The following is a 14125-nucleotide window of genomic DNA, read 5'->3' as shown; positions in this document are numbered from 1 at the left end:
CGGCCACCGCCCCGCAACCGCCTGCGCGGTTAACCCTCTTCGGCAACACTGGAAGTTCCGACCATGACCACGTTCGACAAGCGCGAGGACGCCTTCGAGAAGCAATTCGCCCATGACGAGGAATTGAAGTTCAAGGCAGAAGCCCGCCGCAACAAGCTGCTCGGCCTGTGGGCAGCCGAAAAGCTCGGCAAGTCCGGCGCTGACGCCGACGCCTACGCCAAGGAGGTCGTCGCGGCCGATTTCGAGGAAGCGGGCGATGCCGACGTGCTGCGCAAGGTGCTGGGCGACCTCACCGCCAAGGGCGCGGCCGTCACCGAGGCGGACGTGCGCGCGAAGATGAGCGAGTTGCTGGTGACCGCCGTGGCGCAGGTCAAGGCGGGACAGTGAGAAGAAGCGAATAGCGAGTGGGCGAATAGCGAATAGGGAGTGGCGGACAGCGATGTCCTTCCCGTATTCGCTACTCCCTATTCGCTACTCGGCTGCTTTGACGTACACCCACGCCCGCGTGCCGGAGCGCAACACAACGTCGACGCGCTCGTAATCGGCGACTTCGTACTGGTCGGCTGCACGCAATTCATCTGACGTGATTTCAAACACAGTCCCGTCGACAGCGTCGTCAGGATCGTCGCTCGGCACGACGATAGGGTGAAACCGCTCACCACTGCTAGCGAGCACGTCTGGATCCGTGATCTCGATGAAGCTCTTTCTGAAGCCCGGCATCGAATCCGGACGACCGACAAGCCGTCGACCGAAAGATTTCAGTTGAACGCTTTCGAGCTGAAGCGTGCCATAAGAAAATAGGAAGTTGGTCTGCATGACGCTCACGCCGATTCTCCGCCGATATGGGCCCATCGCGGCTTGAGATATCCGAGACGAGAGTGAATGGCGAGTAGTGAATAGCTGAGATCCCTATTCACTACTCCCTATTCGCGACTCGCCCCTCCCCTATTCCTCCTTGAAGCCATATTCCGGCACGTTGCCGCTGGCGCCGTAATATTTGTACGGCAGGAACTTGCCCGACATCGTGATCTTGACGCGGTCGCCCTTGGCATTGGGCAGGCGCTCCATCACCATGTCGAAATCGATCGCCGACATGATGCCGTCGCCGAATTCCTCCTGGATCAGCTCCTTCCACGCCGGGCCGTTGATCATCACGAGTTCGTAGAAGCGGTAGATCAAGGGATCGGTCGGGGGCATCTGCACGCCCTCGCCGCGCATCGGCGTCTCGTTCAGCATCGCGATCTCGGATTTGGACAGGCCGAACAGCTCGCCGGCGTTCGCCGCCTGCGGCTTGGTCAGCTTCATCTGGCCGAGAACGGCGCCGACGATCAGCACCTCGGAATAGCCGCCGATCTGATCGCAGATGTACTTCCAGCTCCAGCCCTTCTCGCGCTTGATGTCGAGCAGCTTCTCGGTGAGGTCGGATCGCTTCATGCTTGGTCTCCCTTGATGGCTCTTCGTTGATGGGTTTCTCCGAGCCTCAGCGCGCGACGGCCTGCGGCGCGTCGCTGTCGGCCGGCTTGGACGCGACGATCGTCGGCTCGGTGCGCCCGATCTTCACCACCGGCACCTTACGCGGATCGTGATCCGGCGTCTCGGCAGTGAAGGTCCTGCTGCGGCTGACCAGGAAATCGATGATGTGGTTGCGCAGCGCGTAGTACAGCGGATGGCGATGCAGGTCGCCGCGCAGCCGGTCCTTCGGCAGCGGGTTCTCGACGATCTCCGCGAGCACCGCGCCGGGTCCGTTGGTCATCAGCACGATCTTGTCGGCGAGATAGATCGCTTCGTCCACGTCGTGGGTGATCATGAACACGGTCTGCCCGGTCTCGACGCAGATGCGGCGGACCTCGTCCTGCAGGGTGCCGCGCGTCAGCGCATCGAGCGCGGAGAACGGCTCGTCCATCAGCATGATCTTCGGCGTGATCGAGAGCGCGCGGGCAATCCCGACGCGCTGCTTCATGCCGCCGGACAGCTCCGACGGCCGCTTGTGCTCGGAGCCGGACAGGCCGACGAGCTCGATGTATTTCAGCGCATGCGCCTTGACCTTGGCGCGATCCCATTTGCGCCATTTCGACGAGACGGCATAGGCGACGTTGCCGAGCACCGTCCGCCACGGCAACAGCGCATGGCTCTGGAAGATGACCGCGCGGTCGAGACTCGGACCTTCGATGGCCTGGCCGTCGACGATGACGGCGCCTCCGCTCGGCACGTCGAGGCCGGCAAGAACATTCAGCACCGTGGTCTTGCCGCAGCCGGAATGCCCGATCACGCAGACGAACTCGCCGCGCGCCATCGCGAGCCAGAGATTCTCGAAGATCGTCGTGCTGCGCGCCCCGTCGTAGCGCTTGGCGATGCCCTCGATGGAGATGAATTTGTCGGTCATGGCAACATCTTTCCGTTCCCTCCCCCCTTGTGGGGGAGGGTCAGGGAGGGGGGTCCCCCACGAAGACTCGCGCCTGGGGCACCCCCACCCCTGACCCCTCCCCACAAGGGGGAGGGGAACAGAGGTACGCGCGTTGCAGCAGCTCGCTTCATCATCACCGCCCTACTCCGGAAACGTCACGAGTCGCGAGACGCGGGCCAGCATCTGATCCAGCACCATGCCGACCAGGCCGATCAGCAGGATCGCGATGATCACGTTGGTGATCGAGAGGTTGTTCCACTCGTTCCAGACGAAGTAGCCGATGCCGGTGCCCCCGACGAGCATCTCGGCGGCGACGATGACGAGCCAGGCGATGCCGATCGAGATCCGCATGCCGGTGAGGATCGTCGGCGCCGCAGCCGGCAGGATGACCGTGAAGGCCCGGCGGAAATTCCCGACCTCGAGCGTGCGGGCGACGTTGATCCATTCCTTGCGCACGCTGGCGACGCCGAAGGCGGTGTTGATGAGCATCGGCCACACCGAGCAGATGAAGATCACGAAGATCGCCGACAGGCTGGAATCCTTGATGGTGTAGAGCGCGAGCGGCATCCAGGCGAGCGGCGAGATGGGCTTGAGAATCTGGATGAACGGATCGAGCGCCTTGCTCATCAAGGGCGACATGCCGATCAGGAAGCCGAGCGGGATCGCGACCGCGACTGCGATCAGGTAGCCAAGCATGACCCGCCCGAGCGAGAAGGCGAGCTGGATGCCGAGCCCCTTGTCGTTCGGACCATTGTCGTAGAACGGCCGCCGCAGATGCTCCCACAGCTTGGCACCGACATCGAGCGGCCCGGGCATCGCCGACTTGCCCTGCGTGGCCGTCATGCCCATCAGCTTGGCGTATTCCGGGCTCATGTTGGCCGCGGCGCCCGTGCTGCGCGTCGCGATATGCCAGGCGCCGAGGAACACGGCCAGCAGCACGATCGAGACGACGGCGGCGCGCAGACGAAGAGAGGAGGTCATGCCGGCGCTCCACTCACAGTGTCGTCCCTGCGAACGCAGGGACCCATAACCACCGTCGTCAGTTGGTGGAAACGATTGTCGCTACCGCCCCCGCCCCAAGACAGGTCACGGCGTATGGGTCCCCGCGTTCGCGGGGACGACACCGGTGGTGTGGTTGGCGGCGTGTTCATCACCATGGGTGGGATCAGCAGCGTCGCGCCCATTCCTCCCATCACGACGCCTTCTTGATCTTGAAGCTGGCGACGTAGTCGTCCGGCTTGGTCGGATCGAACGACTTGCCCATCACCGAGAACGATTTATAGGAGTCCGTCGGCGGCGTCAGGCCCATCTCGGTCATGACCTTGCGGGTGTCGGTGGCGAGATAGATCTGCTCGGCGACCGCCTTGTAGTCGACGTCGCCCTTGATCTGCCCCCAGCGCTTCATCTGCGTCAGCATCCACACCGCGAAGGACTGCCACGGGAACGGATCGAAATCGACGCGCTTCGGATCGGTCTTCACGCCGCCGAGGCCATCGGCGTAGGTGCCGGTCAAGACCTGCTCCATGACGGTCACCGGCGCATTGATGTAATTCGCCGGAGCGATCGCCTCCGCGATCTGCTTGCGGTTCTCAGCCTTCGACGCGTACGCGGTGGCATCGACGATGGCGCGGGTGAGAGCGGCAAAGCTGTTCGGCGCCGTGGTGATGAACTCGCGGCTCGCCGCGAAGCTGCAGCAGGGGTGACCGTCCCAGATCTCCTTCGACAGGATGTGCAGGAAGCCGACGCCGTCAAAGATCGCGCGCTGGCAGATGTTGTCGGGCGCGAGGAAGCCGTCGATGTTGTCGGCGCGCAGGTTCGCGACCATCTCCGGCGGCGGCACCGAGCGCAGCTGCACGTCGGTGTCGGGATCGATGCCGTGCTCGGCGAGATAATAGCGCAGGAGATAGTTGTGCATCGAATAGTCGAACGGAATGGCGAACTTCATGCCCTTCCAGTCCTTCGGGTTGCGCTTGTCCTTGTGCTTCATCGCAAGCGTAATGCCCTGCCCGTTGATGTTCTCGATCGCGGGCACGGTGAACGGGATCGGCTGTGCACCGAGGCCGAGCGAGATCGCGATCGGCATCGGCGCCAGCATGTGCGAGGCGTCGTATTCCTTGTTGATGGTCTTGTCGCGGATGACGGCCCAGCCGGCGGTCTTGACGACCTCGACGTTCAGCCCGGCCTTGGCATAGAAGCCGAGCGGCGCCGCCATGATGATCGGGGTCGCGCAGGTGATCGGGATGAAGCCGACCTTGAGATCCTTCTTCTCGGGCGTGCCCGCTTCGGCGAACGCCTCGGTCGCGGTCTTCAGCGGGAAGAACTGGGACACTGCGGCGAGCGCAGTGGCGGCGCCGACCGACTTCAGAAACGCGCGGCGGGTGGCAGCTTGCGGAAACACCGCGCGCAGCACGGCTGACGCGACCACGTTCTGGTAGCGCTTCTCGGTGGAGTCCGCCACGGGCTCGCAGCGCAGCGCCAGCGCGGCGTGCTCATGTTCGGCCGGGCTGCGATGCTGGCCGCAGATACAACCGGCATTCACGCGTGAATCGGCATCGAACGGATCATCGAAAATCGACATGTGCTGCGCCCCTTTGTCACACCTGCGCTGTCAGCGCCTTCGAACTGCTCATCCGGCCGCATTTTTCAGCGGCCGGACGTGCTTAACATGCAGCTTCTATGCCGCCTTGCTGGTCATCGCCGGCATCGGAAGTCCTTCCTCGATCGGCAGGGACGGGTCGCGCGACCACTCGTTCCACGAGCCGAAGTACATCCGCACATCCTTCACGCCGGCGTTCTTCAGCGCCAGGAAGGTGTTCGAGGCCCGCGCGCCCTTGAAGCAGTAGAGATAAACCGGCGTGTCGACCGTGATGCCGACGGTGGCGCATTCGGCGAGGATCTCGTCCTTCGACTTGAAGCGCGGGCCTTCGGCGGTCGGCTTCATCATGCGGTACCATTCGAGCCAGACGGCGCCGGGGATGCGGCCTTTGCGCGGACAGAAATCCTTGCCGTAGGGCGAGGAGGAATCGCCGATCCACTCATCGACATCGCGGACGTCGAGGATCGCGATAGCGGGATTGCCAACCGCCGCCAGCATCGCCTTGGCGTCGATCAGGATGCTGCCCGCCTCCGGCACGATGGCGAACGAGGCCTTGGCCGGCGACGGCACGTCGGTCGTCACCGGCATGCCGGCGGCCACCCAGGCATCGTAGCCGCCATGCAGCACCTTGACCTTGGGATAGCCGAGCATCGTGAGCAGGAAATAGCCGCGGCACGACTGGCCGAAGCCGGAGTTCATCGACTGTTCGTAGACGACGGCGGTCTCGGCGCCCGAAAGGCCGGCGGCGCCGAACGCGTCCGCAAACTTCGTCTTCAATTCCTCCATGCCTTCCGGCGTGGACGTCGCGAGATAGGTGAAGATCTCGTGGACGTTGACGGCGCCGGGGAGATGTCCCGCGGCGTAGGCATCGGGATTGCGGGTGTCGATCACGACACACGGCTCGGTCTTGGTGAACTCAGCGAGTTCGCCGGCTGTAATCAGAACGTCCGTCATGGCAGGCCTCTCCTGGTTGGGATTTGTTGGTTTGCCGTTCTCGCCGGCGTCAGCCGTCGGCGAGCATCTTGCGGAGCTGCTTGGTCGCGGGAGTCACGATCGCGACGAAATAGGCCTCGCGCAGGCGACGTTCGGCGCGATTGCCCTTGAGGTAGCCGCGGGCTCCGCAATGGAGCATCGCGGCATGAGCCGCAGCGACGCTGGCCTCGCCGGCACGCAGGCGCAGCGCCACGACCTTGCGCCAATAAGTCTCGTCGGGGTTGAACGGATCGCTGGCGAGTTCGGCCGTCTCCTTCGCGAGTTCATCGGCGAGCGCGCTGAAATCGACCGGCTGCTGCGGCAGATAGCGGTTGACGTGGCCGAGCGGCGCCTCGACCTCCTGCATGATCTTGATGCAGTCCTTGATCAGGCCGAGCGCCATGCCGGCCTGCAACATGATGAATCCGGCACGGATCTTCTTGACGAAGGGACCGGCGGGATCGGCCAGGATCAGTTCGTCCGGCACGAACAGGTCGCGAAACTGGATGCCGTAGGTGCCGGTGCCGTCCATCGCCAGGAACGGCTGGCATGGCTGCAGGGTCACCGCCGGATCGGCACAGTCGGCGATGAACATCACGATCTCGCCGGGCGCGTCCTCACGCTCGAAGATCGTGCCGAACATGTGGTCCGGCCCGAGGTTCGAGACCCAGGGCAGCACGCCGCGCACGACGTAGCCGCCCTCGACCTTGCGCCCCCTGAGCTTGAGCTTCTCGATACCGAAGAAGCTCTTCATCGGATTGGACAAGCCGGTGCCACCGAGCAACCGGCCGCTCGCGGCGTCGTCGAGAAGACGGTCGACGAGCGCCTTGTTGGGCGAGTTGGCGATGTACCAGACCAGCGTGTTCTGGCACCACGCCATGAAGGCAGAGGCGCCGCAGACCTCACCGATCGCGCCGATGGTGTCGATCGCGCAGTTGAGATCCGCCGCGCCATTTTCCGGCACGTGGCTGCTCCACGCGCCGACCTCGCCGAAGCGGCGGAGCACGTCGGCCGGGTACACCGTCCCGGCGTCGATGCCAGCGGCCAGCGGCGCGAGCTCCTTGCGCGCGATCGCCGTGACCTGCTCCACGGTCGACGGTATGGGCATGACGCCCGCGCCGTCGACCGCCAGATGCTGTCCGAGTGAACCCGAGACTACTGAGTTCATGACGTCCTCCGCTACGCTGACCTCGAGGGCCGCCTCAGATCCCGACCTCGAGATTGACCGGACGCGTGAAGGTGTTGGCGACCGGCGACCACTTCTTGACGTGGTCGATCAGCGCCTTGACCTCCTCCTGCGGAATGCCCTCGCACTCCATGTCGACCTTGACGCGGACGTCGGTGAAGCCGACCGGCTTCTCGCTGACGTCGCCGGTGCCCCAGACTGCGGTGATGTTGAGATCGCCCTCGAGCTCCAGCTCGAGCTTGTTGACGGTCCAGCCGCGATGCACCGCATTGGCATGCAGGCCGACGGCCAGGCAGGAGCCGAGCGCGGCGAGCGAGGCTTCCGACGGATTTGGCGCAGTGTCGTCACCGAGCAGCCCCGGCGGCTCGTCGACGATGTAGGGCGCGAGGTTGCGGATGTAGTTGGCGTGGCGGAACTTGCCCTCGGCGACGGTCTTGCACTTCAGGGTCTTGATGACCTTGGGGTTGGCCTTGCCGTTGACGATGAGCTGTTCAAGCCCGTTCTTGTCGATGGGTGCAAGGCAGCCCGTCAGCGCCGTCTTCTGAACCACAGCGGTCATCTCATTTCTCTCCCTGGGATGAGGATACCGAACGGTCTGTATCCTGCACGAAGCGTGCCAGAGAGGCCGAAAATCAAAAGCCGGAGTGATCCTCGCGGCTTACGCGATCATCGCGGCAAGTGGCGAGCCGTTGCGTCACCTCCGCTGCCCAAGCGCAGTGCAGAATGCCGCCTTCGGAGATCAAATTGAGCGCAATGCTGCCTCGAGCACATCAGCAGTCTTGCTGAGTCACGCGCACAGCGATTAAGCTTGCGCGCATGGCAAAGTCAGTTGCGGGCAAACAAACCGGCAAGAAGCAGGCGATCGCGAGGACGATCTCGGCCGGCGATGACGAATCCGCGCGCGGCCGCCTGCTCGGCGCCGCCACGCGGCTGTTCTGCAAGAACGGCATCAATGCCACCGGGATCGATGCGATCATCAGCGAGGCCGGCACCGCGAAGACCACACTCTACAAGCTGTTCGGATCGAAGACCGCGCTGGTTACCGCCGTGCTGGAAAGCGAAGGCAAGCAGTGGCGCGAATGGTTCATCGCGGAAATGGAGAGCGGCGGCGGTGACGCCGAGACCAAGCTGGCACGCATCTTTCCGGCGCTGAAGAGCTGGTTCGGCGAGGAGCGCTTCTACGGCTGCCCCTTCATCAATGCGGTCGGCGAGCACGACAAGGACCAGAAGCAGTTTCGCACCATCGCAATGCGCCACAAGAAAGTGGTGCTGGCGCATATCGAGAAGCTCGCCCGTGAGATGGGCGCTGCCGAGCCGGAGAGCTTCTCGCATCAGCTTGCACTGCTGATCGACGGCGCGATCGTGGCGGCGATGGTGTCGCGCAATCCCGAGGTCGCGGACACCGCCGGGCTGGCCGCGAAGGCGCTGATCGAGCCGGCGAAGCTGAAGGCGGGCCAGCGCAACAGCAAGGCGGCGGGCCCGCAGCTCGCTGCGGTCTGAGCCGCCCTGCCCCGCGAACCGAGCGACAGAACTAGCGGAAATACTCCGTTACCAGCTTCAGGTCCGCCTGATCTGCGCCCGCGCCGTTGAGGCTCGCATCGATGACGCGGCGGCAGGCGGCCACTGCAGCCTCATCGCCGAGCTCGTTGGCCGCTTCGAGCACGTGCCAAGCCGCATCGACCGCCGCGCGGTCCGCAGGCGCCTCGCGATGGCCGAGCCGTTGCTCTCTGCGAAGAGGAAGTCCCATACCCTTCATCCGCGATCACCTCCATCCGTCGCTGCAGGTTCAATAGGCTACGGCGCGCGGCGCGGATGCTTTGCCGCCTTTGCCTGGATTCTTGCGGGACTGATAGAATTCGAGCACGCTGCGCGATGTCAGCGACTGGAGCTTGGCATAGTCACGCTCCAGCTCCTGCAACTCGCCGGCCGTGATGCGGTGGTCGCGGGCGCCGAGGAACGCGAGCGCCATCATCGTATCCCAGGTAAAGCCAAGCGCCTTGGCGAGCATCAGCAGCATCTCGCGGTTGCGGTCGAACAAGGCGCGCTCGACGACGTCGACCGGCAATCCCGACAGCAGCGCGAGGCCGATCGTCACCTCCTCGACCTTGTGCGCGGTCGCATAGCCGGCGATGGTGCTCTCGTGCAGATTGCCGAGGCGGTGCTGGATCGTCACGGTCCGCTTGGCGACGAAGTAGTTGCGCGAGCCGGGTCCGAACTTCGACTGCAGGTCGCCGGCGATGTTGGCGACCGAGCTGTTGATCTCGCCAAGCAGCTCCGGCCGCTCCCCTGCCAGCCGCTTGCCGACATCGTCCGAGGCCTTGGCGATCAGTTGCTGGAACAGATGGCGGGGGATGTCGAGCCGGCGGCCGAGATGCTCGGCGAGAATCGAGTCGTTCTCGGCCCGCTTGACCATGTGCAGGAATCCGGCGCCGGAGAACTGGGCGCCCTGATTGCGCGCCACCGCCGTGGCGACGGCACGGTCGCCGCGCGTCGCCAGCACGTCGGTCACGGCGGGGCTCAACGTCTTTCGTTCGGCGATCGCGAGCAGATGGTCCTGGCTCTTGGTGCTGGCGTTCTCGACCAGCGTGGCGTCATCGAGCCGCTCGGATTCGCGCAACACCGGGCCGGCGACCCAGATCTCGTCGTCGAAGGCGAGCTTGCGGATGACGCTGGCCGGCGAATATTCGATCCTGGCGAGGCGATCCGCGAGCTTGGCGCGCGCTTCGATCTCGATCTCGTCGGCGAGCCGGCCGATCACCTCGCCGAAGGTGGCGATCTCCTCCTCGCAGTAGCGCCCCGCGATCAGCAGGTCGGTCGCATGCCACAGCGCGCGCTCGCGGCTGTCCGCGGTCCCCCGCGCAATCGCATCCTCGAGGTCCCGCAACACGGATCTGGTTTCGTTCATGATGAAAGGCCGCACAGTTGCAACGATGAAAGGGCAATGCGCAGACCATACCGTTCGAACCCGAGCGTTCCGTAACCCGCCGCGTGCGGATTTGACCGGGCATTTTCACTCAAATGCGCACGCGCGCGTTAAGCATGCGGCCGGAGAACAGCTCGCTGCGGGATTGCCGCGCCTCTCCGCATGACTTTTACGGCATGATGCGGAGCGCGCGCGCCTCCGCCTCGGCGACCGAGCGTTCGCGCGATGTCAACGGACACTCGGCGAGAGCCCGGTCGATCAGTTGCATGGCGTCGCGCTCACGACTCTGGTCGAGCATCAGCTCGCCGGCGAAGAAGCTCGCCTCGCAACGCCGTGCCCGGCGCGTGACGGGAGCACCGCGGTCGGCCGCCGCAAGCACAGCCTCCGTCGTCTCCTGCCCGAGGAAGAGACGGACGATCGGGGCCGGCCATTTGCCCATGTCGAGCCGCTTCGCGTGGTCGGCGAGCTCGCTCCCCAGCCCGGCACGGCGGCGCGCCAGATCCAGCCACAAGGCCGCCTCCGCATTGTGGGGATCGATCTCGCTGAGCCATCTGAAATCGTCCTGCGCCTCCTCCAGGAGACCGGCCTGGAAGCTTGCGATCCCCAGCGCGCGATAGGCCTGCGCGCGGTAGCCGTTGCGACCGAACGCCCGCCCGAAACCCGACCCCGGCTGCGGCTCGCTCTCGCGCAGATCAGGAGCGGCGCGATCGAATGCGGCAAGAAGACCAGCCGAGGACTGCTCGATGACGATCTTGTAGTCGTCGATCGCATGCTCGACGTCTCCCTTGTGGAAGTAGGCGCCGGCGCGTGCGAAACGGGCTTCGATCACCTGCGGCGTCGCCGGCTTGCCGCGCTCGATCACGACAGTGCAGCCGGCGATGCGCTCGTCGGCACCGAGATCGGCCGCCGTCGTGCACCGCTTCGGTGCCGCCGGTTCGGCGCTTGCCGACAAGCCGAAGATCGAGCCGATGATCAACGCACAACACAGAATCGAGCGCCATCGTCGCGTAGCCATGAATGCCCCCTTAGGTCTTGCTCTTGGTGCTGCGATCTAACCAGAACCGATTGGGAGAACCACAATCTGGAATTGCGTTCACAAATCATCGTTCAGCCGGTGTAAACGAGATCGCAGACTCGGGGCCTGCCGGGCGCGGATGAGTTGCGAGGGCCGCGCATGCCACGCGGCAACTCAATCGACGCTTGCGCGTGATGAACGGACGCGCGAAGCCATTGATAGCCGCCACGCGGCTCGCGATGCGACCGTCGGCGACTACTTGGCTGCGGCGATCACCGCCTGCAGCCGCACCAGCTCGGCCTCCAGATTCGCCTCGACATCCGCCGCCTTCACCTCGGTGACGCGATAGTCGCGGCTTTCCAGCCACGCCCGCCTTGCGCTGCGATCAGCGACGACGCCTTCGCTCTCGTCGGGGCCGACCAGCTCGATGGCGAGGCGGTGGATGAAGGAGACGAAGTCGGGGATGTGGCGGCCGACCGGGGTCTGGCGCTTGAACTGGCCGGCGAAGCGGCGGTCGCGCGACAGCGCGTGCCACAGCGCGCGCTCGGCGTCGGTCGGGTTGCGGCGGAGCAGCCGCGCCAGCCCGCGCAGCGAGCCGCGCGAATCCGGCAGGTTGGCCACCGTGCCCTGCTCGGCGATCAGCGCCCGCAGGCGCGTCGCCTGCTCGCTGTCGAGCACGCCGCCCTTGGCCGGCCCCTTGCGCCCCTCGGCGATCGCCATGACCACGCCGTGCAGGGTGTGGATGTCCTGCCGCGACGGCTCCATGCGGAAGAAGATGTTGCGCAGGTTGACCAGCATGGTCTCGCGCTTCTCGGCGGGCCGCAGGAATTCGACCCGGTCGAGCTCGCGCACCAGGTTCTCGAAGAACGCCTCCATCTGTCCCTGGCCGGCGCGCTCCGAGCGTTCGGGCATGGCGAAGGGCAGCGCGCCCGATGTCACCAGCTTGAACCATTCATAGCCCATCAGCAGCACCGCCTGGGCGAGGTTCAGCGAGGCAAAGCCGGGGTTGACCGGGTAGGTGATGATGCGGTTTGCGCGGGCGACCTCCTCGTTGGTGAGCCCCGCCCGCTCGCGGCCGAACAGGATGCCGGCCCGGCCGCCGGCGGCAATCTGGCCCTGCATCTCGCGGGCGGCCGCCTCTGGTCCCATCACCGGCTTGGCCTGGTCGTGGGCGCGGGCGGTGGTCGCGAACACCAGGTCGAGGTCGGCGATCGCCTCCGGCAGGGTGTCGAACAGTCGGACATGATCGATGATGTGGTCGGCCCCGGCCGCCGCCCGCTGGGCGGCGATGTTCGGCCAGCCGTCGCGCGGGTTGACCAGTCGCAGCTCCGACAACGCAAAATTGCCCATGGCGCGCGCGGCCATGCCGATGTTCTCGCCGAGCTGCGGCTCGACCAGGATCACCACTGGCCCTGCGATCTCCACGCCCGCCTTTGTCTTGTCGGTGCCCGACACGCTCAATCCTCGACTTCCAGATCCGGTTGAAGCGCCGATCGCGCCCTGCCCGCTCGTTGGCCCGGCTGATGAGAATTCTCAAGCAAAATAATCGGCTTAAGCCTGAATTTTGCAGTTTGCGCGAAACGGCAGGCCGGCCCGCGGCCGCCGTTGCCCACCGCATGAGCGGGCTGCGAAAATCAGCACCGGACGCATACCGGGTGCGCTTCCGCCCGCGGTGCAGCAGTGCTATGACGCGCTTGATTTCACAAGCGCTTTCCATTCCTGGCGCGCTGTTCCCAAGAAGGCCCCATCGATCATGGCAAAAATCAAGGTGACCAACCCGGTCGTCGAGCTCGACGGCGACGAGATGACCCGGATCATCTGGCAGTACATCAAGGACAAGCTGATCAACCCCTTCCTTGATATCGACCTGATGTATTTCGACCTGGGGATGGAGAGCCGCGACAAGACCAACGACCAGATCACGATCGATGCCGCCAACGCCATCAAGAAGGTCGGCGTCGGCGTCAAGTGCGCCACCATCACCCCCGACGAGGCCCGGGTGAAGGAGTTCGGTCTCAAGGAGATGTGGAAGTCGCCGAACGGCACCATCCGCAACATCCTCGGCGGCGTCGTGTTCCGCGAGCCGATCATCTGCAAGAACGTGCCGCGCCTCGTTCCCGGCTGGACCAAGCCGATCATCATCGGCCGCCACGCCTATGGCGACCAGTACCGCGCCACCGACTTCAAGTTCCCCGGCAAGGGCGTGCTGACGATGAAGTTCGTCGGCGACGACGGCACCGTGATCGAGAAGGAGGTCTTCAAGGCGCCCGGCGCCGGCGTCGCGATGGAGATGTACAACCTCGACGAGTCGATCTACGACTTCGCCCGCGCCTCGCTCAACATGGGCCTCGCCAAGAACTACTCGGTCTACCTGTCGACCAAGAACACCATCCTGAAGGTCTATGACGGCCGCTTCAAGGACATCTTCCAGGAGGTGTACGAGAAGGAGTTCAAGGACAAGTTCGAGGCCAAGAAGATCACCTATGAGCACCGCCTGATCGACGACATGGTCGCCGCGGCGCTGAAGTGGTCGGGCGGCTATGTCTGGGCCTGCAAGAACTATGACGGCGACGTGCAGTCCGACACCGTGGCGCAGGGCTACGGCTCGCTCGGCCTGATGACCTCGGTGCTGATGACCCCGGACGGCCAGACCGTCGAGGCCGAGGCGGCCCACGGCACGGTGACCCGCCACTTCCGCGAGCACCAGAAGGGCAAGGAGACCTCGACCAACTCGATCGCCTCGATCTTCGCCTGGACCCGCGGCCTGTCGCACCGCGCCAAGCTCGACAACAACGCCGAACTGGCGAAGTTCGCCGCCACCCTGGAGAAGGTCTGCGTCGACACCGTCGAGTCCGGCTACATGACCAAAGACCTCGCGCTCCTGGTCGGCGCCGATCAGCGCTGGCTCTCGACCACCGGCTTCCTCGACAAGATCGCCGAGAACCTGACCAAGGCGATGGCGGCGTAAGTTTCCCCACTTTCGCCTTCTGGTTTCGTCACCTATCAACGGGCCGCGCCACAAGCGTGGC

The 14125-nt window shown here is 64.9% G+C and carries 15 protein-coding genes; 3 read left to right on the top strand and 12 right to left on the bottom strand.

The genetic code is table 11. The features are described 5' to 3' along the window. Nucleotides 1-63 precede the first annotated feature (63 nt). Nucleotides 64-387 carry a DUF1476 domain-containing protein gene (locus tag QW863_RS06245; protein ID WP_315714845.1) on the top strand — a complete coding sequence of 108 codons (324 nt, stop codon included), beginning with the start codon at nucleotides 64-66 and terminating at the stop codon, nucleotides 385-387. A gap of 84 nt (nucleotides 388-471) precedes the next feature. Here the strand turns inward: QW863_RS06245 and QW863_RS06240 are convergent, their stop codons facing one another. From QW863_RS06240 to QW863_RS06205, 8 genes are all read right to left on the bottom strand, one after another. Beyond that, entirely contained in the window at nucleotides 472-816 is a 345-nt protein-coding gene (locus QW863_RS06240; protein ID WP_315714994.1) for a gamma-glutamylcyclotransferase family protein, read from the bottom strand. Nucleotides 817-945: 129 nt separating this feature from the next. Then, nucleotides 946-1434, bottom strand: coding sequence for a cyanase (gene cynS, locus QW863_RS06235; protein WP_315714846.1), 489 nt, complete (start codon nucleotides 1432-1434; stop codon nucleotides 946-948). 46 nt (nucleotides 1435-1480) lie between these two features. Continuing rightward, nucleotides 1481-2383: an ABC transporter ATP-binding protein gene (locus QW863_RS06230; RefSeq protein ID WP_315714847.1), complete on the bottom strand. Its 903-nt coding sequence runs from the start codon at nucleotides 2381-2383 to the stop codon at nucleotides 1481-1483. 162 nt (nucleotides 2384-2545) lie between these two features. Next, entirely contained in the window at nucleotides 2546-3385 is an 840-nt protein-coding gene (gene ntrB / locus QW863_RS06225) for a nitrate ABC transporter permease (protein WP_315714848.1), read from the bottom strand. 211 nt (nucleotides 3386-3596) lie between these two features. Then, nucleotides 3597-4982, bottom strand: a complete 1386-nt coding sequence (locus QW863_RS06220) for a CmpA/NrtA family ABC transporter substrate-binding protein (protein WP_315714849.1) — start codon at nucleotides 4980-4982, stop codon at nucleotides 3597-3599. 96 nt (nucleotides 4983-5078) lie between these two features. Continuing rightward, entirely contained in the window at nucleotides 5079-5954 is an 876-nt protein-coding gene (locus tag QW863_RS06215) for a sulfurtransferase (RefSeq protein ID WP_315714850.1), read from the bottom strand. A gap of 49 nt (nucleotides 5955-6003) precedes the next feature. Further along, complete coding sequence (locus QW863_RS06210; protein ID WP_409977891.1) at nucleotides 6004-7140, bottom strand: acyl-CoA dehydrogenase family protein; 1137 nt, start codon at nucleotides 7138-7140, stop codon at nucleotides 6004-6006. Between the two features lie 34 nt (nucleotides 7141-7174). Then, a complete protein-coding gene (locus QW863_RS06205; protein WP_315714851.1) occupies nucleotides 7175-7717 on the bottom strand; it encodes an OsmC family protein in 543 nt (180 codons plus the stop codon). A 257-nt stretch (nucleotides 7718-7974) separates the two neighbouring features. Here QW863_RS06205 and QW863_RS06200 point away from each other — a divergent pair, with 257 nt between their 5' ends. Continuing rightward, nucleotides 7975-8658: a TetR/AcrR family transcriptional regulator gene (locus tag QW863_RS06200; RefSeq protein ID WP_315714852.1), complete on the top strand. Its 684-nt coding sequence runs from the start codon at nucleotides 7975-7977 to the stop codon at nucleotides 8656-8658. 31 nt (nucleotides 8659-8689) lie between these two features. Here QW863_RS06200 and QW863_RS06195 read toward each other — a convergent pair whose 3' ends face one another. The 4 genes from QW863_RS06195 to QW863_RS06180 form a co-directional block, all read right to left on the bottom strand. Then, complete coding sequence (locus QW863_RS06195) at nucleotides 8690-8905, bottom strand: hypothetical protein (protein ID WP_315714853.1); 216 nt, start codon at nucleotides 8903-8905, stop codon at nucleotides 8690-8692. A 39-nt stretch (nucleotides 8906-8944) separates the two neighbouring features. Beyond that, entirely contained in the window at nucleotides 8945-10063 is a 1119-nt protein-coding gene (locus QW863_RS06190; RefSeq protein ID WP_315714854.1) for a DUF2336 domain-containing protein, read from the bottom strand. A 187-nt stretch (nucleotides 10064-10250) separates the two neighbouring features. Further along, nucleotides 10251-11096, bottom strand: coding sequence for a hypothetical protein (locus tag QW863_RS06185; RefSeq protein WP_315714855.1), 846 nt, complete (start codon nucleotides 11094-11096; stop codon nucleotides 10251-10253). Nucleotides 11097-11351: 255 nt separating this feature from the next. Next, nucleotides 11352-12551, bottom strand: coding sequence for a TrmJ/YjtD family RNA methyltransferase (locus tag QW863_RS06180; protein ID WP_315714856.1), 1200 nt, complete (start codon nucleotides 12549-12551; stop codon nucleotides 11352-11354). Nucleotides 12552-12849: 298 nt separating this feature from the next. Here QW863_RS06180 and QW863_RS06175 point away from each other — a divergent pair, with 298 nt between their 5' ends. Further along, nucleotides 12850-14064 (top strand): NADP-dependent isocitrate dehydrogenase, encoded by a 1215-nt coding sequence (locus tag QW863_RS06175; RefSeq protein WP_315714857.1) that lies wholly within the window; start codon nucleotides 12850-12852, stop codon nucleotides 14062-14064. Nucleotides 14065-14125 lie beyond the last annotated feature (61 nt).

It is taken from the genome of Bradyrhizobium sp. SZCCHNR1017, assembly GCF_032381375.1.
Taxonomy (GTDB): Bacteria; Pseudomonadota; Alphaproteobacteria; order Rhizobiales; family Xanthobacteraceae; genus Bradyrhizobium.
This window is presented reverse-complemented; position numbering and strand designations above follow the sequence as displayed.